A 20,012-nucleotide genomic window follows, 5' to 3' on the forward strand; every position below is an offset into this window, starting at 1 on the left:
CAGCTGATTTCGTCCTTAAATTGATATGCATATTGGGTGGAGGCACAGCGTGAAAACAGCTGGCAAAGAGACTAAAGATAAATCATTCGTGCAAGGCCGAATGATGAAAGGCGCGATGGCATTATTGCTGGTGGCAGGTTTAGCCGGTCATGCACTCGCCGCGCCAGGCAACAGCGGTGCAGTCGCTGCATCTGTTGCCACACCAACAACTGCAACATCAACACCATTACCTGCACCAGAAATTACACCGGTTGCTGCAACTTCTGCCAATACAGATGTTGCCCCCGCACCTAGGGTTCAGCCGCTGACGGCACCAGCACCACAAGGGCTGGCAATGGACCTTTCTGTCTGGGGTATGTATCAACATGCTGATGCGGTCGTTAAAGGCGTAATGATTGGCCTGGTACTGGCATCCATCGTGACTTGGACCATTCTGTTCTCTAAAGGTACAGAGTTATTCCGTGCTCGCCGCCGTTTGCAACAAGAGCACGAGGTTATCGGCGCGGTAACTGATCTTGATACCGCATCTGAGCGGGCAGAAGCCTTTTCAACTGAAAGTATCAGTGCACTGTTGCTCCGTGAGGCGCAAAATGAGCGCTTACTCTCAGCAGAGTCTACCGACAACAATGGTATTAAAGAGCGTACGGCTTTCCGTCTGGAACGCCGTGTAGCGGCCATTAGCCGCCAAATGGGTAAAGGCAATGGCTTCCTGGCAACTATCGGTGCAATCTCTCCGTTTGTCGGGTTGTTTGGTACGGTTTGGGGCATCATGAATAGCTTCATCGGTATTGCTCACTCACAGACCACCAATCTGGCTGTTGTTGCGCCAGGTATTGCAGAAGCCTTGCTGGCAACGGCTCTTGGCTTGGTGGCGGCAATTCCTGCGGTCGTTATCTATAATATTTTCGCTCGTCTGATTGGCTCTTATCGTGCTCAGGTGGGGGATGTCGCCGCACAAGTGCTCTTGCTGTTGAGCCGTGACCTTGATTTGAGCAGTAGCGCTGAAGCAAAGTCACCAAAACTTCCTCACCAATTGCGTGCGGGGTGATTTATGGCCATGCGGATGAACGATAATCTTGATGAAAGTGGTGAACTGCACGAAATTAACGTGACACCTTTTATCGATGTCATGCTGGTATTACTGATTATCTTTATGGTGGCCGCACCATTGGCCACTGTTGATATCAAGGTGGACTTACCAGCGTCTTCAGCAGTACCGCAGCCGCGGCCAGAGAAACCTGTGTTTCTGACCGTTAAAGCTGATAACCAGCTTTATGTGGGCGATCAGCAAGTTGACCGCGATACATTGGCGGCAGCGCTAGATAAAGTGACTCAGTCAAATAAAGAAACCACCATATTCTTCCAAGCGGATAAAGTGGTGGATTATGAAACCCTGATGAGTGTGATGGATGCACTGCGTAAATCGGGTTATCTGAAAGTTGGGTTAGTCGGCATGGAAGCGGGCGGCGCTAAGTAGTCAATCACAGGCGCGGTGAATATAACCGCGCCTGATATCAGTTCTTCGGTATATTGCGCCCCACCTCAGTATTCGTTACTAAAGCCTGCTTAATATCTATCTCTAACTCATGCGCATTATGCGCAAGGTAGAAATTTTCATTTCCTACGCATTTCTTCCAATCAATATCATCTCTTGGTTCATACCCTATGGCAATAAATGCCATTTTAATACCGTTCTCTCTAATTCGTTCGCACATCCCCATATCAATAAGCTTTTGGCTTATATTAGTTGTTAAATTACCACTATCATCATTACCGTCAGAAAGGATAATCATTAACTTTTTATTTGATGTGTAATTGAGCATATTGTTTCCTGCCAAAATACCTGAACTGACTAATGTTCCTCCTGAAGGCTCGGCCTCTAATAATTTTGAGAAATCTGTTTTTTGCATATTGAATATGTCATAAATATAAGCATCGGAGTCTCTCAGACATATGTCTTTATCAAGTACACTTGATAGTTTAATATCTAGAGTTTTATCAGGTCTGTTTATAGACTCAATTGTTTTCTTATAGTCAATGTTATCCTCAATAATTTCAACTATCGTGTCAAAATATTCAATATGACATGAGTGTTCAAGGTGATCGTGGGCCTTTTTATAGTTATCATTGTCTTCATCTATTTTATTATTAATCTCTACGTGAATTCTATCGTAATCGTTTGAGGTGCATTGACCATATTGAATGGTATCAATATCCTCTAGAGTTTTCAGTTCAGGGAATTTTTTTAATCCAGAGAGCGTATATTGACTTAAATAGTCGTTATCAATTCTGAATTTTTTTGGCACAAATGGAAAGTGGCAAACTGCGTGATATTTCAAATTGTCAGAATTGTTGCCATATGCCAGTTTACTTCCCCAAGAGAAAGGGGCAAAACCAATAAAATTAATATTGCTATTATTCTTTATAATACTTTCGAGATCTTTAAATATTCGCCTTAATGCTTCAATTTTTGTTTCTTGAATATGAGAATTATCGAAGTGATCATTCATCGAACCTGAATAGTCAGTAACAAATACTACGTTTGTTGGTTGAGAATCAATCGGAATATATTTTATAGCTGCTGAATTATCATGGGCTTCGATAGTTCGGTTTTTTCCCAAGAATGATACTTTATTTAAAAATGAAGCCGGATAATTCATTGTTATTGCGACATTATATTCAAGATGGTCTTGATATTTATTTATCTCTATTTTGGCATCGGAGAACCTTTCTGATGGCAAGTATGCACTAGCATAATTTCTAACCAGATCAGTATTTTTTTGCTGCTGATTATCATCAGGGTTATCATTGTTCTCAACAGTTAATGCTAATGTGGCTTGCTCAATAGCATCAGAGAGCTTGGCTTTTTTCTGTGTAAAATGTGAGATCTCAAAAGATAAAAAAATTAGACCGATGAAAACAGGAAGGAAAATAATAAATGGTAATAATATAGCTCCATTCTCATTTTTTATAAAAAATATAAAATTATTTATTTTTCTAAGGAAATAATTATCTCTCAGCATGAATATCCTTTATTTTATAATTAATGTGATTCTGCCCGTTTATTAATTAACGTTCGATGGTGATCGCTGATGACTTTATAGGAATAGTCGGCCATCCAAAATTGGATAATGTGACGGAGTGGGTTGATGCAGACAAACATAATGTCACTTGATAAAGGGGTATCCATCTTCCCGCATTACTGAACGAAGATAAGTTTTTCAACTCTTGTAGTGGTTTTTGGGGTTCACAAGGACCCACATTGAATGACAAACTTTTAGTATTATCAATAGCTCTCTCCCCAATATTAGAAGAATCCTCCGGCATGAAATGTAGTGTTTCTATCTTTATTGATAAATCCTGTGGCGAGAACCCTGAACTAAGGAGCATCTTATCAGCAAGCATTTTTAATTGTTCGGCTTGTGTTTGAGTTAATAAACCATCATCGTTATATAGCTTTGTTCTTTCACGTATTATTCCTGCTAGTGAATATGAAATACGATCTAGTTTTCCCATGGTTGAATAATTTTCAGCAACAAAGATCATTGCTTTTATAAAAATTGAAATTATCAAGAAAACCCAAACAAACTCAATAACAATGGCACCATGAAAATTTTTAACAAAATGACTATGGTTAATTTTCTTGTACAAAAATAACCTCACGTGATAATAGTGTTTTTGACCAGTGTGTTGAAAAAGGGAAGAAAATAGGATGGTATAAATAACTTACAGTATATTTAGCCAGTGGTGATCTAGTGTTATCTGAGGGATTATTATTGATAATATCAGATAAGTTTTGGTAAAAAAATATTCTTGCGTCAACTTGGTTATCCTTGGTGATAAAAGTCCCTAACATACCTTTCTGTTTAGTTAAATTTTGTTTTAATACAGATAAATAACTAATATTATCGTTTGATTTCTTATTCTTAGCTGACTTCGCCGCTTCAGAAATAGCTAAATCTAAACTAGAAGAGATGTAGAGTAAGCGGGAAATTTCCGCACTTGTTAGTAGCATGAATATGAATAAAGTGAATAATATAGCGTACTCTATTGTAATAGAGCCGTTATTTTGGCGAAAGAATAGGGTAATTGACCTCTTCATCACTCTATATCCATGGACGTTTTATTTTCATAAGGGCGATTAACTTGGCTAAGGGCTAAGATAAGTTCATCGGGTTCTATCGCCATTTTTTCAGCGATGATTATTTTTTTTGCGTATCGTTTATCATTAACCTTAACTAATGAAAAGACTAAATTATGCAGCATTAAACGACCTCTCTTACCTGCCAGATAGTCAGGGAGTAATATTCTCACGGCATCCGTGTAACGGTTATCAAGCATTGCAATAACAGCAAGATTATTCATCGCTATTTCATCAGAAATAAATAAGGATCGTGAGTTTTCTATGGCGTTTTCTGCTTTGCTAATTTCACCACTGCTTGCTAAAACGATACCATTTATATTATGTGCTTCAGCACTCTTAGGGGCGATTTCTAATAGATTATTAGTAACAGTTCTAGCTGAGATATTGTCATTTCTATCAATAAAATTTTTAGCTTGCAATAAATAAACAGACTCACTTTTTTTATGGACAATCGGCTGAAGATAATATAATGATGACTTAGTGTCTCCTGATTGATAATAGGCAGTAGACAACTTTAATCTGATATCCTCATTTTCTTCTATTTTTAATTCATTGCGATATAAAGTAATTAGCCCACCATAGTTCTTTGCTTTAGTCAGAATGGTTTCACGATGGGTAAACTCCTTTTTATCCATTTTTTTATTCCATGAACAACCATTTATTAGCATAATTAAAAATAAAAAAACAATAGTGATATTAATTTTTTTGAACATAGGTGAGTATCTCCAATATGCTAGGCGATATAACTAGAACGATAAACGGAATAAGAATAAAAAGAAATAATGGTAAAGTCAGTTTTGTTGATAACTTACTGATTTTTTCTTCGGTTACTAGCAATTGCATCTCTCTCATATCTTGAGATAATTTAATCAGTTGATCATAAACACTCGAACCAAAACTAATGCTGTATTGAAGTGCGCTACAGAACATTCTTATTTCTACGGTGCTAGAACACTGATGAAGCTCTTTAATTGCTGACTCTAGTCCATTTATTTCAGCGCGTTTTGTCATTTTTATCATTATCAGACTTAAATCTGAATTGATTAATTTAAATTTCTTGGCGGCATAATTTAATGAACTGTCTATTGTCATACCAGATTGAACACATGCTGCAGTAATATCAATAAAAAATGGCAATGATATCAGAATACACTCAGTTCTTTTGCGGATTATATTCTTGATGAGTATTTTTGGTAGATATAAAGTACTCATCAGAGTCATTAATCCAATAACAATAAACGTATCAAGGTTAATATTGATTGTTTTTGTCAATAACAAGAAAACCACAACGATAAAACTTATTATTACAATGAGTAATTTAGAGTAAATATTCTTACTAAGAATAAATGGAATCTCTATAAATTTAGTAATATTCTCCTCTTGGTTGTTTATTTCTTTTTTTACCTCCCTCTTCCCTTGTGATTTGTCAATATCATTTATTTTATTATAGGTTAATAACTTACTTCTCCTTTTCTTTACTTTAATTATAAAGACTAGCCCTATGATTATTAGCAAAATAAAAAATATTTTCATAGTGCTCTCCTGAGCATTTTTCTTATTAAAATAATTCCAATAACCTCGCTAATTATTATGTAATAGAATATCCCTCTCCCTGAGGGATGATTCCATATGGATTCTATACTCGTGGGGTCTATAAAATAGAGTAAAAGTGAAAATGCAATAGGCATAACAGAAATAATATTTACTGACATTCGTGTTTGAGCCGTTATAACTAATTTTTTCTGCTCAGTGGTTTTATTCTTTGATATCACTTGTGACAGTCTATTTGTTAACTCTCTTAATTGTCCTCCTTGCTGGAGGTTAAGGAGAATAATTGTTATAAGAAAATAAAATTCAGGATAATTAAAACGTTGATAGGCATCATAAAAAACAGTTTCCGGTGATTCTCCTAGATTAAGTCTGCGGCAGATAAGTTTAAACTCATTTCCTAGTGGACCGTTGATTTCTTGACCACAGCGTTCAAGCATTTGATTAATACTCGAACCACTACTGGCAGCCATATTGATCATTAAAAGAACTTCTGGAAAATCCTTTTTAAAAAGAGAGTGATGTATTTTTCTTGATGATTTTATTTGAAAATAAATAACACTAATGAAAATGAAGATGATGCTTAGTGTGATATTTACTTTAATGTAAATAAAATTGGTGACATAAATTACTATTGAGTAAACCATAGGAGTAACAATATGTATTTTATTTCTGTTACTAATAATATTTTTTATATATTGCTGCCATTCGATAAATATTTTTTTAAAAAAATAAATAAACAGAGAATCATTTAACACTCTTTTTTTATTAACATTGATGACGGATTTTTTTATTTTTCTCCATTTAAGAGTGTTAAATAAAATCAATAATATTCCAGATAGCAATATTATGTAGTAAATCATTTTCCCACCATGGAAAAAAGACTATTTAATTCATTTGATAAATTATAAATATCTGCATTGACTCGAACAGAAGAACGACTGAACAGCCCATGGTTGATAAATTCACCTTGAATCTTACCTTGTTCATCGCGTGTTTTAGCTGGTTGGAAGGAAAAAATATTCTGTAAAACAACATTATCGCCTTCCATCCCCATAATTTCGCTGATATAGCGTATTTTTCTTGAACCATCATTCATGCGAGAAACCTGCACAATAAGATTGATTGCAGATGCTATATTACGGCGGATCGTAAAAAGAGGCATATTAACAGGCCCCATCATGATCATACTTTCCAGGCGCGCAATAGCATCTCTGGGGGAGTTAGCATGGAGTGTCGACATTGAACCATTATGGCCAGTGTTCATTGCCTGAAGCATCTCAAAGGTTTCCTCACCTCGACATTCGCCAATGATAATTCTATCTGGGCGCATTCGCAGTGAGTTAATGACCAGATCACGCATAGAGATTTGCCCAGTATTTTCCAAACCAGCTAAGCGCGTTTCCATTCTGACGACATGAGGTTGCTCCAGATTTAATTCTGCAGCATCCTCTAGGGTGATCACTCTTTCATTTTTAGAAATATATTTTGATAGCGCATTAAGTAATGTTGTTTTGCCGGAGCCAGTGCCACCAGAGATAATGATATTCACTCTGCAGCTTGCCGCGATAATCAGAAAATTCGCCATATCGCTGCTCATTGCTCCCATATCAACTAAGTCTTCTAATTTTCGTTTATTATTGCTGAATTTCCTTATAGAAAGTGCAGTGCCATCTAAAGCAATCGGGCTCATCGCGACATTGATACGACTGCCATCAATCAGACGCGCATCAGCCAAAGGGCGGCCTTCATCAATGCGCCGGTTTACCTTTTGCATTAAGCGCTTGGCAATATCAGTCAGTTGGGTGTTATTAATAAAACGGTGATTAGTGAGGGTTATCAAGCCAAAACGCTCAACAAATATTTTATTTGGGCCATTAACCATAATGTCACTAATAGAGTCATCCTCCATTAATTCTCTTAATGGTCCAAAACCAGTAATTTCATCAGCAATCATAGCGATGATTTTTTTCTGATCTTGGGTTGTTAACTGATATTCATTGTCATTAAATAAATCGTAGAATGTTTGTGAGAGAAAGCCTCTGAGTTCATTGTAATCATCAACAAGATGTTCAACTTTATCTATATCAATATTCGCCAGCATTTTTTCACGGATCAACTCTTGAATACTTAATGATATTTTCATTTTATACCCTTTAGCATTGCCATTATTTTTTTTGCCCATTCGTTGTTTTTTATTGATGGGGTTACTCTTATGCCTAATGTGTTTTTTGCTAAAGAGTTTATTTTTTTTCTTCCAAAGTAATTATGATCATTTAGTGAGTCTTTTGTCTTATAGATGTAGGGTATATGTATATCAATACTCCGTCCCAATAATGTTCGTATATCAGTCGTGTCTAACATATTTTTTGTAACAGGTCGGCTTTCGTTTAAGCATAGAATTAATCTAATGGCTTGTTTATTATCACGTTTGAATCGCTCATAGAACACAATGAATTCTTTGGCGACACGAACTGACATCATACTATTGTCAAACAAGATAACTATGCAATTTGATTGCTCAATATAATCTGTTATTCTCTCTTTTTTTATATTATGTACTGGCTGATCAAACACAATGAAATTATGTTTTTTATTGGTTTGCGTATCAATGTCACTTAATTTTCGTTCTTTACAGAACATGAGATCAAGATTTTTGCTATATATTGACATCTCATCATTCATTTTTTTTTCGGTGACAAGGTCAAGATCTTGAGAGCCATGATTACCTTGTAATAATAAAGTAGGGGACTTTTTTATATGAGTGATCTCATTAGCCAAGTGGTAGCTGAGTAATGTGGTTCCTATTCCTCCTTTACACCCTAATACGCTAATACAAAATGCTTTTCTTTCTGACTCTATTTGTATTCCTTTGAGCAATAGTTGTGTGAGTTCATCTGATTGAGACTGTATGTTTAAATATAGAACTCCTCGTTCTGTGAATTGCTGCGCAATACTTATGGAGTCAATATCACCAACTAATATGCACCAGCAATCACGTGGTGTGTGGTTTTTTATTAGGTTTAGTATATTTTCTATATTTTCATCATTACCAATATCGATGATGACACCGATAGAATGTTCAGGTAAGTTGACTGATGGTACTGTGAATATATCTTTATCAATTTCCTTAATACTATTCATATCGGCGAGTCGTATTTTTTCAGACACTTTCTCTATAAGCCACTTTCTTTTAGAGATTATCACAATAGTATTCTTTGCTTTGTTTTCTTTCTTACTAATTAGATCCTTATTTAGAATTAATTGCATATGCCACCGTCTTTACTGAATTTTAACCATTTCATTTAATAAAACCGCCTTTACGTAGAAACTCCTTGGCTATTTGTTTTCTTTTTAATTCCATAATATGAGTAAAGTTAAAAAATCGCTCAAGGGTTGAGGTATGCATGAAATCGGGTAATTCTACTTCTTTCTCTGACACTGGATTCACTAAATTGACGGTGGCAATCACGATAAGCTCCGTTTGGCTTTGTTCCGTCTGAGCATTGCGGAAGAATGCACCAAATAGAGGGATATCGCCGATGAGCGGTATTTTCTTAAGTGATTCTCTTTCGTTGCGGCTAATGAGGCCGCCTAATATGAAACTTTCGCCATCCCCTAATTCTAATGTTGTCGCTGCCTTACGTGTTCTGAGGGAGGGGTATGAGTCTCCACCATTAAGACTAAATGCTTTACCTATACTGCTGACTTCCTCATTTAAGACGATACGGATACGTTTTTTATCACTCACCTTTGCACCGATATTTAATTTAATACCAAACTCTTTATAGCTGACGTCCTTGCTGTTGGGGGTCGTGCTGACAATAGGTATTTCGCCACCGACTAAAAATGATGCGTTTTCACCCGATAAAACTGATAGGTTAGGTTCAGCTAAAACACGAGCAATGGCATCATCGTTGATGGCATGAACTAATGTACTGATGCCTTTGGCATTAAATTGAAATAACTGAAAAGAACCGACTGAGTCACCTATTGTGCTCCAGTTTATTCCAATATTTTCAGTGAAATCTTTTGTGACCTCTGCGATAGTTAGTTTTACATTGACCTGATTAGACTGTGATAATTTTAGCTTATTGATGATGCCAGAATATTTCGTAGTGTTTAAAGACTCATCATGAGAGTTTGTTATCCTCTTACTACCAATAGCTTCGCCAATAATATTAGCAATGGTGTCCTTGGCCTCTTCTGATTCGACCATTCCTGTGAGAATATAGCTACCACCTATTTTATTAATATTTACATCACTTTCTGGGTATTCAACCTGTATTCTTTTATTTACATTAGTAATGATATTATTGACCATTATGGCCGATTTTATTATTGGTTTATGATTGCGGTTAAATAAAATAAATTCGGCCATTCCCTCATCTTTAGCATATACAACAACACTGGTTTTCCCTACGATCTCATAGTCGGCGATAGTGGCCGCAGATACAAAAACAGTATCTATCTCATCCTGAGTATTTATAATATATGACTCCCCAGTAGATAGATAAATAGGCTTAGCATTAGCCTTATTTATGGTTATCAGACATAGAACCATAATAAATATAAAAAATAGGCAGTTACTAATTATATAATTTAACCACGAAGTTTTCATCCTCTTAACTCTCTTATTGTGCGCAGTGTTGGAAGGATGTCATATAAATTTTTAGGTCTGATATTGTCCTTATCATGCGTGTAACTTGGTGTGAGGAATATATCGCCTGCTTTTTCTACTATATGCATAAGGTCAAGATCCTCTGTTTTCATAATGACGGAAATATACCCCGTGAACATATCTTCAGTCTTTTGATTTTTGCTGTTTTTTTCTGATAATTCGTTTTCTGAGTACTTTTTTATTCTTATTACTTTAATGTTTTGAATAATCTCACTCAGTGAGTAACTTTGTTTTTTTCTATCATTAAGATGACTTGCCATCACTGTGGTACTATTTTCAAAACCCTTACTTTTATCTGTTTCGAGCGTTCTCAATTGTATTGAGATTTCGTCACCGATATTTAATGTATCGAGTAAATATTCATTTTGTTTATTGATATTGAATTTATAAACGATATGACCATTTTTTAGATTCTGATGCATGAATTCATCACTATCAGGTGAAATAAGCATATCTTTCGTGATATATGACCCATTAATGATATTCGTTTTTAGTAAATATCCATTAATATTAGTCAGGGTAGTGAGGTCATTTTTTATCAGCTGACTTGACTCCAGAACTGTCGTTTTTTTTATGATATAGTCATTGGGAGTTAATAACATACCAGAGGATAAATCTCGTGTTGCTTTGACAAGTTTGATGGTGATTTCTTTTTCTTTATTGAGATTGATTAAATTATCCGATTTTTTATCATTATCTTCTGATCCCATTAGTATGCCAATAATTCCTATTGCAACTATAAGAATAGATGAAAATAAAATAAATTTTCTATTCATAATTATTACCTCTGATATTCTAAGAATAGCTTACCGTCTGTTTATAAAAACAGAGATAATAAAAAACCACTTGAAATTGCCACAGCATAAGGGACACCCCGCTGTTGAATATCTTTTTTATTGATCAATAAACCTATTAACATGACTACACCGCCCATAATTGCTGTGTAGATAATAAAATCAAGTGATTGCTCTATATTTAGAGCAAACAACAATGCACTGATTAACTTAACATCCCCCCCACCAATATAGTTAAAATAAAACAGAATGTAGCCGGTTAGTAGAGCCAATAGTGGAATAACAATGCTTACAGTATTGTATGTCAAAAAACCTAGAGCTAACGTATTAATGGCAGTAGTCATAACAAACCTATTGCTAATGATACGATGACGAATATCGCTATAACAGATTAGGAGCAATTGCAGTGCTAACGATACTATTAACAGTATTTGGAATGTATTCAATACTACTCCCTATGTTATGATAGGGTTAATATGACAACTTGGAGTTGCCATATTAACGTGGAAAGCTAAATTATGTCTTCTTAACCTTGTGGTTATGGATTTACAGAAGTCTTAGCTTTATCTACCAGTTCAGTCACTAATGTTGTTAAAGGCTCTTTAGCTGCAGTAATCAAAATACCTGCCAATGCAATAACCATCACGTATTCAATAATAGAACCACGCTGATTTTTCATAAATTCTTGTGCATTCAGTTGAGCAGTGACATAGCCTTTAGTGATTGAGTTCATCATGATTATTTTCCTTGTTAAATGTATTGGGAATATCCCGTTATATAGGTACTCATTAGGTATCTTGCTACTATCCGAATCGCTACGTTTTATATTCGTCTCGTTCGTAGTGGTAGCTATTAAACGGTTTTTTTTTCCGAAATTCCTTTTTGCAATCATCATTTAGTCTTTGAAAATTATATTAGCTTTATTGGGAGTATTAGTAATGTGGTTGATCGCCACCGAATAAGATAATAATGATTAAGACAGAGAGGAATGAGAGCCAACAGAAAGAAAAAAATGCCAGCAAGGAAATCAATTTTTTCCAGCGATTGCTTTGCAAAAAACTCTGTTTAGCGGATATGTCAAGAACTGATGTTGCCACACTATTGATGGGTAAAGGGAGCGTCGCTATTTGAAGAGACTCAGATGTGGCAGGCGTTGGATCAGCCTCATCGTTATTTTGCGCATTATCAACCTTTCTACCAATACTCACCTGACTTACAGACCCCGTATAGCGCACACCTTTGCGTGGAATAGTATGAATAAGAGACTCTTTCAGCCCAACCTGCAGAAATGCCTTACGCAACATATAGAGTTGTCCATAATAACTGCTTTCGCTGACTGCACCACGTTGTTCTTTCCATACCTGATTAATAATTTGTTCTTTTTCAGTCACCCCATTAAGCAACAATTGTAAAAACCTCAGGTTATTTTCAGTCAAAATGACAACTGAACCATCAGGACCATTTAAACAACGTTGTGTGGGAGAAAATAGTACCGTTCCTTCTAATTTAAACACAATCTCATTTGTCTCCATATTGATGGCTACCTATCCTGTATAAGGTGTTTTTTTATTCTTTGAGTACGTTAATATTTTATCTTGTTGTGGGTAATTCGGGTTTATGCTACGTGAATTTTTCTCATTGATATTATCGGTCTAGAAAGTGATTTTTACCATGTAATAGCAATATTAAGGTTATTAATTCATTGTTGATTTGTCTTTACTTAAAGTCTCAATCTTTTTTAATGACTACCCGATGTATTCTTGCATGATGCAATTGTTTTTAACAAGCACGTATTTAGCCTGAGTATGCTATTTGTTATTATTATTTATCAGTGTTTCTTATTCGTTTATTATCTTTTATTTATCAACACGTTGTCATTGCGACATTAATCTTCCATATTTTTAGCGATGCTTTTTGTTTTTTCACCATAAGAAATTAAATATAATATTTATTATGAGTTCAGAGGGTGAAAAAATAGATAAATGATGAAAAAGGCGAGTTAAATTGGCGAGATAGTGAGTATTAGATTGAGTTCGCTATTGGTAAATCTGTTGGATGTGCCGATCTCATGGCGATTGGGGTAAACTGCAATGGTCTTAATCATCGACTATCTTAACCATCAACGACCTTAATCTGAGGCGGCCAGTTATGACAATGGATCTCTTTTCCCAGTTACCCGCAGAGCCTTGGACAGAAGAGTTATCCCCCGGAGCTATGGTTCTCCATCACTATGTTCAGGATCAGGTGCTATCACTGTTATCTGATGTTGCCGAAATAACCCATGTTGCTCCTTTTCGCCATCTTGTGACCCCTGGCGGTTATCGGATGTCTGTCGCGATGAGTAATTGTGGATCTGTGGGTTGGGTTAGCGATAAACAGGGGTATCGCTACAGTTCGATTGATCCTTTAACCCAAAAGCGTTGGCCCGCTATGCCTGATCGATTTTTGACTTTGGCTATTTTGGCTGCCCGCGAAGCCGGTTTTACCGATTTTCAACCCGATGCTTGTTTGATAAATCGCTATGATGTTGGGGCCAAATTGTCATTACATCAGGATAAAGATGAACTGGATTTACGCCAGCCAATTGTTTCCGTTTCACTAGGATTACCCGCAATATTTCAGTTTGGTGGGTTATCTCGTGAGGCAAAGTGTCAAAGAGTTTTATTGAGTGAAGGGGATGTCGTGGTGTGGGGCGGGCCATCACGTTTAAATTATCATGGCGTGCTGCCGATTAAAGCGGGATTTTCACCAAGCACGGGCGCATATCGGGTTAATTTAACCTTCCGCCATACTGGGCATACTGAGAAGCGATGAGAACTCATAAGAAAGCCCCGAATCTTGTCTGACAAAACTCGGGGCTAGGATGATGCTTATTGAGGTTTTATGACGGCTGATGCTCTTTTTTATGCAGTAGCATGTAGACCGCCGGAATCACCAGCATTGAAAGCAGCGGTGCACTAACCATCCCACCAATCATCGGGGCAGCAATTCGCTGCATAACTTCTGAACCTGTGCCGCCTCCCCACATGATGGGAAGTAGGCCTGCCATAATGGTGGCGACGGTCATAGCTTTTGGTCGTACACGCAGCACGGCACCTTCGTGAATGGCTGCGCTCATCTCGCGGTGGCTCATGGCAACACCCGGTTGCTGATGTTTTTTCACCGCTTGATTAAGATACAGCACCATGATGACCCCGAACTCCGCCGCAACCCCCGCCAGTGCAATAAAGCCAACCGCGGCGGCAACAGAAAAGTTATATCCCAGCCCATAGAGCAACCAGACCCCACCAATCAGCGCAAAGGGCAGAGTCGTCATGATCAGGGCTGCATCACGGACACTACTGAACGTCACATACAACAGTACGAAAATAATCATCAAGGTGACAGGCAGTACAATTTTTAGTTTTGCTGTCGCCCGTTCCAGATATTCAAATTGCCCAGACCAGCTAAGTGAGACGCCCTCTGGCAAAGTAATTTGCTGGGCGACGGCTTGTTGCATCTCCGTGACGGCTGATTTCAGATCCCGTCCCCGTAAGTCGATATATACCCAGTCAGACAGGCGGGCATTTTCACTTTTCAGCATAGGCGGGCCTTCTGCCACCTTGATATCCGCCAGTTCCGATAGCGCCACTTGCCCGCCACTGGCGGTCACCACCGGCAGATCACGTAATTTCTGGAGTGAATCACGTATTTCCCGTGGATAACGTAGATTGATAGGATAACGTTCACGACCTTCAATCGTTTCGCCGATGTTCTGTCCGCCAATCACCGTTTCTACTAGTGATTGCAGTTCCTTGACCGAGACACCATAGCGGGCAGCACGCTTGCGATCGATATCAATATCGACATAGCGACCACCCGCAAGGCGTTCAGAAAGTGCTGAGGTGACGCCCGGTACTTTGCGCACCACCTGCTCAATTTGCTGTGCCACTTGCTCAATTTGCTGCACATTCTTACCGTTGACCTTTATCCCGACCGGACTTTTAATTCCCGTCGACAGCATATCCAGCCGGTTACGGATCGGGGGAACCCACAGATTAGCAATGCCGGGAACGTTAACGGTAGCATCCAACTCTTCGATCAATTTATCCATGGTCATACCGGGCCGCCACTGATCTTTGGGCTTAAAACGGATAGTCGTTTCGATCATGGTAAGGGGCGCGGGATCCGTCGCCGTCTCGGCTCGTCCGGCTTTACCAAACACGGTATCCACTTCGGGAACGGTTTTGATCAGGCGATCTGTTTGTTGCAATAAATAGCTGGCCTCACGGACAGAAATCCCCGGTAGTGTCGAGGGCATATACAGCAAATCGCCTTCATCCAGTGCCGGCATGAATTCGCTGCCTAAGCGACTGAGCGGATACAGTGTGACGAGTAACAGCATACCCGCAATGGCCAATGTGGTTTTTGGCCGAGCCAGTACGGCAGTTAACACCGGATGGTAGAGGGCGATCAACCAGCGGTTGATAGGGTTGGCATTTTCGTTAGGAATTTTTCCGCGAATAAAGTAGCCCATTAATACTGGCACCAATGTGATGGCTAACCCTGCGGAAACCGCCATGGCATAGGTTTTGGTAAAGGCTAGCGGCGAAAACATTCGCCCCTCTTGTGCCTGCAAGGTAAAGACTGGAATAAATGACAGGGTGATTATCAATAAGCTGCAAAACAGTGCTGGGCCGACTTCAATCGCCGCTTGCTCTGAAATGCGCCAATAATCTTGGCTAACGGGTGTCTGTCCTGGATTATCTCGTCGCCATTGCTCTAACACTTTGTGCATGTTTTCGATCATGACAATCGCCGCATCCACCATGGCACCAATGGCAATGGCAATGCCCCCCAAAGACATAATATTGGCATTAACACCTTGATAGTGCATGACAATAAAGGCACCAAGGATACCCAGCGGTAGGGTAATGATTGCCACTAAGGCAGAGCGGAAATGGAATAAAAATAGCGAGCAGATGACTGCTACGACCAAAAATTCCTCCAGCAATTTAAACGACAAACTGTCAATGGCTTGAGTAATGAGCTGTGAGCGGTCATAAACGGGCACGATTTCTACCCCAGCGGGTAAACTCCGCTGAATCTGTTGCAGTTTCTCTTTCACACCATTGATAGTTTCTAGGGCGTTTTTGCCATAGCGCATCACAATGATACCCCCAGCCACTTCCCCTTCGCCATTCAGTTCCGCAACCCCACGCCGCATTTCTGGCCCCATACGCACGGTGGAAACATCGGACAGTAAAATAGGGATGCCGCTACGGGCAGTTATCACGATATTTCTAAAATCATCCAGCGTTTTCAGGTAGCCGCTCGCGCGTACCATATATTCGGCAGCGCCCATTTCCAGTACAGAACCGCCGCCTTCTTGGTTGCTGTCGGCAATGGCATTGGCAATTTGCTGATGGGAGAGATTCAGCGCTCGCATTCGTTCGGGGTCGAGCACTACTTGATACTGACGTACCATGCCGCCGACACTGGCGACTTCCGAGACATTCGGCACGGTTTTCAATTCAAATTTGAGTGTCCAATCCTGCAAGGCGCGCAGATCCGCCAAACTGTGTTTGCCGGTTCGATCAATTAAGGCATATTCATAGATCCAACCGACGCCAGTTGCATCCGGCCCCAATGAGGTTTTGGCTTCGGCAGGCAGAGTGGATTGCACTTGACTGAGATATTCCAGTACGCGTGAACGCGCCCAGTAAGGGTCGGTACCATCATCAAAAAGTACGTAGACATAGGCATCGCCGAACATGGAAAAGCCGCGCACTGTTTTGGCTCCGGGTACGGATAGCATGGTGGTAGTCAATGGATAAGTGACCTGATCCTCGACCACTTGTGGTGCTTTGCCGGGATAGCTGACGCGAATGATGACTTGCGTATCTGACAGGTCCGGCAAGGCATCCAGCGGTGTCTGTTGCAGGGACCAAATCCCCCATGCTGCCATCATCACCGCCCCCAACAGCACCAATAGCCGGTTGCGCAATGACCAGCGGATAATGGCTGCAATCATAAGTGGCTCCCATGGATATCTGTGTTGTTATGGGTTTTTACTGGTTGGATCTGGCGGATCTGCGCACCTTGCTCATTTAAGGTGAAGGTAAAATTCACCTGACTGCCGACAGTAATTTCTGGCGATAAATTGCCCGGTGGCAGCAAGAAATCCATGGTCATTGCCCCCCATTTCAATGCAGCTATCGGGCCATGGGACAAGGTGATCGTTGAGCCGTTAATCGCATTGACCTCTCCTTGTACTGAGTAGACATCAACCGGCGTTTTCGCGCTGTCATCTATGACTGGCGTGGGGGTTTCAGCGGTGTCATCCATTTGCGGCAAGGCACTTTGTAAACTGGCTTCTGAATCAATCAGGAATTGCCCTGAGGTTACGACAAGCTGGCCGTCGCTCAACCCTGATTTGATCTCAACCCAGCCATCCTGAGTTTGTCCGGCACTGACCTCTACCGGTTTAAAATGACCATTACCTTGCGCCAGCAACACCCTATTGCGGTTGCCGCTCATCAGTAACGCTTCCTGCGGAATGGCGAGCACGGGTTCAAGGTTACCCGATTGCGCAGACTGCACATTCAGGTACATACCCGGTTTTAGCTTCTGCTGGGGGTTTTCCAAAACGATTCGCGCTTTTAGAGTGCGGGTGGTGAGATCCATATTGGGTAATAACTCACTCACTTTGCCGTGAAAGACATCACCTGGCCAACTGGCGGTGGTGGCGGAAATCTCACTGCCCATTTGGACTAAACTGGCTTGTGATTGTGGGTAATCCACTACGATCCACACAGGATCAAGATTGGCTAATTCAAATAACGATTGGGTTGCTGTCACTTGTGAACCTGCGCGGATATCCAGCTTATTGACGTAACCATTGGCAGGGGAGCGTAATGTCACCCGAGTTTGTGGTTGGCCACTTTTTTCTACGCTGCGAATCACCTCTTCTGGCATAAATTGCAGTTGTAGCCGCTGGCGGGCGGCGGCGGTTAATGGGCCATCACCCAACTGCCGAATGGCCAAATACTCCTGCTGCGCGGCACTCCAATCCGGTATCCATAACTGTGCTAAGGGCTGATTTTTCATCACCGGTTGCTGATCGGCTCTCACATATAATTGCTCGATAATGCCGTTCGCCCGTGCTGCGATCACTTGCACGCCACGTTCATCTGTCGCGACAGTGCCATAACCCGTAAGGCGATAGTCGAGTGTCCGCATTTCAGCCGGTGCGGTGCGCACCCCCAGATTTTGTTGTTGGCGGGCGCTGATGGTCACGCCGCCATCGTCCTCGGTTTCGCCGGCATAACGCGGCACTAACTCCATATCCATAAAGGGCGATTTTCCCGGTTTATCGAAGCGCTGGCCGGGGGACATCGGATCATACCAATAAAGTACTTTACGGCCATTCTCTACGGGGGTGTCAGCACGGGTTGCCATCGCTGACGTGGCATGGGGCGCGGGTTTCCCTAATAGATAGCCAGTGAGGCCACTGATGACGGCGACAGCCACTAAAGTCAGACTGAATAACTTTTTCATCGCGCGATCTCCTGCGGGGTCAGATAACGGATGGCAGCCCAAGTACGCGCTAATTCACGGGCGGCGTTGCTGGTATTGAGTTGGCTGTCGAGTAGGGCGCGTCTTGCTTCCAAGACACTGCTCAAATCGCTTTTATTGGCTTGATACTGCGTCATGATTAAATCAACTCGTTGTTTTTGCAGCGGTAAAACTTCATTGGTCTGCCGTTGCCATAGTTGCTGCGTGGCCTGATACTGCGCCAGCAGGGTATCGAGCTGCGCCCGATGATCACGGGTCAGTAAGGTCAGTTGGTCATTGGCTTCCATAGTGCGAGAAACATCGGCGGCATAGTCTTTATCCTGACGTTGCGAGCGGAATAGCGGGAGGTCGACAGTTATCATCACCCCCGCCATATCGTCATACTCTTGCGCTCGTTTGGCGTAATAAACTTCAATACCAATGTCTGGTGTGGCAGCAATAGCAGATTGTGCAGAACGCGCTTTGGCTACTTCGGCCTCACGGCTGGCAAGCAAGACTTCTGGATGCTGATTAATGGCATCGCGTAAGACGGCGATATCAGCGGGTAGACGAGTGAAGGAGGGCAGCGGGCCATTGATGTGTTGAACCTCAATACCAGTCAACTGAGTCAGTTGGGTTTGCGCCAATGCCACATCGCGCTGGGCAGTGGTTAATCTATCTTGCATGGCGGAAAGTGTCAGGCGGGCATCCAGCACTGAACTGGGTAACGTGCTACCGCTGGCGACGCCAGCACGTTGTAATCCCACTTGTTTTTCACTCTCTCGCACCAAGATTTTGGCATCACTCACTGCCTGTTCAGTCAGTGCTAGATCCAGCCAAGCTTGCGCGGTCTCTTTTTGTAGCCGGGTACGGATAGTTTCGCTTCCCGCCGCGGTTTTGCGGGCTTCAGCACTCAGGGTATCGGCTTTTCTCTGCCGCTTATCACTGCTGACATAATCCTGCATGATGCCAACTCGCTGCATCGTCATACCCTCACGGGTAAAACGGCGGTCATTATTGCCTCCGACTGGTAGGTTTTCTATGCCAAATTTCAGCTTGGGATCAGGCAGTTGAGTGGCAGAACTTGCCATATTTTCGAGTGCATTAACCTGATGTTGATTGGCAGACAATTCGGCAGAATAGTGCTGCGCGGAAACCAGCGCTTGTTCCAATGTGATATTCGCGCCATAGCTGAGGGTGGGCAGGCCCAATGCTACAGCCATCAACCAGCGGGCCAGTCCTAAGTTCAATGCAGCCGAAAACCGCACCTGCTGTGGGTGATTAAATTGAGGGTTCATTTTGGCTCCCG

Annotated in this window: 19 protein-coding genes; 3 read left to right on the plus strand and 16 right to left on the minus strand. The window is 40.8% G+C overall.

Annotated features, from left to right (window positions below):
- The first annotated feature begins 49 nt into the window (after positions 1-49).
- Positions 50-1,048 carry a tol-pal system-associated acyl-CoA thioesterase gene (gene exbB / locus HUZ92_RS01230; RefSeq protein ID WP_072086513.1) on the plus strand — a complete coding sequence of 333 codons (999 nt, stop codon included), beginning with the start codon at positions 50-52 and terminating at the stop codon, positions 1,046-1,048.
- A 3-nt stretch (positions 1,049-1,051) separates the two neighbouring features.
- A complete protein-coding gene (gene exbD, locus HUZ92_RS01235) occupies positions 1,052-1,477 on the plus strand; it encodes a TonB system transport protein ExbD (protein WP_004390102.1) in 426 nt (141 codons plus the stop codon).
- A gap of 37 nt (positions 1,478-1,514) precedes the next feature.
- Here exbD and HUZ92_RS01240 read toward each other — a convergent pair whose 3' ends face one another.
- The 13 genes from HUZ92_RS01240 to HUZ92_RS01300 all read right to left on the minus strand — a co-directional run bounded on the left by HUZ92_RS01240 (position 1,515) and on the right by HUZ92_RS01300 (position 12,699).
- A complete protein-coding gene (locus HUZ92_RS01240; RefSeq protein WP_050097796.1) occupies positions 1,515-3,023 on the minus strand; it encodes a pilus assembly protein in 1,509 nt (502 codons plus the stop codon).
- 46 nt (positions 3,024-3,069) lie between these two features.
- The gene (gene tadF, locus HUZ92_RS01245) at positions 3,070-3,651 is read right to left on the minus strand and encodes a tight adherence pilus pseudopilin TadF (protein ID WP_235897010.1); all 582 of its coding nucleotides are present in this window, start codon (positions 3,649-3,651) and stop codon (positions 3,070-3,072) included.
- The gene (locus HUZ92_RS01250; RefSeq protein WP_145580103.1) at positions 3,635-4,102 is read right to left on the minus strand and encodes a TadE/TadG family type IV pilus assembly protein; all 468 of its coding nucleotides are present in this window, start codon (positions 4,100-4,102) and stop codon (positions 3,635-3,637) included. Before HUZ92_RS01250 ends, tadF begins: the two co-directional genes overlap by 17 nt.
- Positions 4,102-4,857 carry a tetratricopeptide repeat protein gene (locus HUZ92_RS01255; protein WP_145580102.1) on the minus strand — a complete coding sequence of 252 codons (756 nt, stop codon included), beginning with the start codon at positions 4,855-4,857 and terminating at the stop codon, positions 4,102-4,104. Before HUZ92_RS01255 ends, HUZ92_RS01250 begins: the two co-directional genes overlap by 1 nt.
- Positions 4,841-5,677: a type II secretion system F family protein gene (locus tag HUZ92_RS01260; protein WP_145580101.1), complete on the minus strand. Its 837-nt coding sequence runs from the start codon at positions 5,675-5,677 to the stop codon at positions 4,841-4,843. Before HUZ92_RS01260 ends, HUZ92_RS01255 begins: the two co-directional genes overlap by 17 nt.
- Entirely contained in the window at positions 5,674-6,555 is an 882-nt protein-coding gene (locus tag HUZ92_RS01265; protein WP_174846768.1) for a type II secretion system F family protein, read from the minus strand. Before HUZ92_RS01265 ends, HUZ92_RS01260 begins: the two co-directional genes overlap by 4 nt.
- Entirely contained in the window at positions 6,552-7,838 is a 1,287-nt protein-coding gene (locus HUZ92_RS01270) for a CpaF family protein (protein ID WP_050097801.1), read from the minus strand. The genes HUZ92_RS01265 and HUZ92_RS01270 overlap by 4 nt, the downstream gene beginning before the upstream one ends.
- Positions 7,835-8,962, minus strand: coding sequence for a pilus assembly protein CpaE (locus HUZ92_RS01275; protein WP_050097802.1), 1,128 nt, complete (start codon positions 8,960-8,962; stop codon positions 7,835-7,837). The genes HUZ92_RS01270 and HUZ92_RS01275 overlap by 4 nt, the downstream gene beginning before the upstream one ends.
- 31 nt (positions 8,963-8,993) lie before the next feature.
- Positions 8,994-10,313 carry a type II and III secretion system protein family protein gene (locus HUZ92_RS01280; RefSeq protein WP_050097803.1) on the minus strand — a complete coding sequence of 440 codons (1,320 nt, stop codon included), beginning with the start codon at positions 10,311-10,313 and terminating at the stop codon, positions 8,994-8,996.
- Positions 10,310-11,149 carry a CpaB family protein gene (locus HUZ92_RS01285; protein ID WP_050097804.1) on the minus strand — a complete coding sequence of 280 codons (840 nt, stop codon included), beginning with the start codon at positions 11,147-11,149 and terminating at the stop codon, positions 10,310-10,312. Before HUZ92_RS01285 ends, HUZ92_RS01280 begins: the two co-directional genes overlap by 4 nt.
- A 41-nt stretch (positions 11,150-11,190) precedes the next feature.
- A complete protein-coding gene (locus HUZ92_RS01290) occupies positions 11,191-11,613 on the minus strand; it encodes an A24 family peptidase (RefSeq protein ID WP_050097805.1) in 423 nt (140 codons plus the stop codon).
- A 92-nt stretch (positions 11,614-11,705) separates the two neighbouring features.
- On the minus strand, positions 11,706-11,903 hold the full coding sequence (locus tag HUZ92_RS01295) for a hypothetical protein (protein WP_050097806.1): 198 nt from the start codon (positions 11,901-11,903) through the stop codon (positions 11,706-11,708).
- Positions 11,904-12,099: 196 nt separating this feature from the next.
- Positions 12,100-12,699, minus strand: a complete 600-nt coding sequence (locus HUZ92_RS01300) for a winged helix-turn-helix domain-containing protein (protein ID WP_145579833.1) — start codon at positions 12,697-12,699, stop codon at positions 12,100-12,102.
- 616 nt (positions 12,700-13,315) lie between these two features.
- Here HUZ92_RS01300 and alkB point away from each other — a divergent pair.
- Positions 13,316-13,981, plus strand: a complete 666-nt coding sequence (gene alkB / locus HUZ92_RS01305) for a DNA oxidative demethylase AlkB (RefSeq protein WP_050097808.1) — start codon at positions 13,316-13,318, stop codon at positions 13,979-13,981.
- 67 nt (positions 13,982-14,048) lie between these two features.
- On the opposite strand, the gene HUZ92_RS01310 is transcribed toward alkB, so the two are convergent.
- From HUZ92_RS01310 to HUZ92_RS01320, 3 genes are read right to left on the minus strand one after another with little or no spacing between them, the layout of a single operon-like run.
- The gene (locus tag HUZ92_RS01310; protein WP_145579834.1) at positions 14,049-17,180 is read right to left on the minus strand and encodes an efflux RND transporter permease subunit; all 3,132 of its coding nucleotides are present in this window, start codon (positions 17,178-17,180) and stop codon (positions 14,049-14,051) included.
- Positions 17,177-18,706 (minus strand): efflux RND transporter periplasmic adaptor subunit, encoded by a 1,530-nt coding sequence (locus tag HUZ92_RS01315; protein ID WP_145579835.1) that lies wholly within the window; start codon positions 18,704-18,706, stop codon positions 17,177-17,179. Before HUZ92_RS01315 ends, HUZ92_RS01310 begins: the two co-directional genes overlap by 4 nt.
- On the minus strand, positions 18,703-20,001 hold the full coding sequence (locus HUZ92_RS01320) for a TolC family protein (RefSeq protein WP_050097811.1): 1,299 nt from the start codon (positions 19,999-20,001) through the stop codon (positions 18,703-18,705). The genes HUZ92_RS01315 and HUZ92_RS01320 overlap by 4 nt, the downstream gene beginning before the upstream one ends.
- Between the last annotated feature and the right edge of the window lie 11 nt (positions 20,002-20,012).

This window comes from Yersinia vastinensis (assembly GCF_902726565.1).
Classification (GTDB): Bacteria; Pseudomonadota; Gammaproteobacteria; order Enterobacterales; family Enterobacteriaceae; genus Yersinia; species Yersinia vastinensis.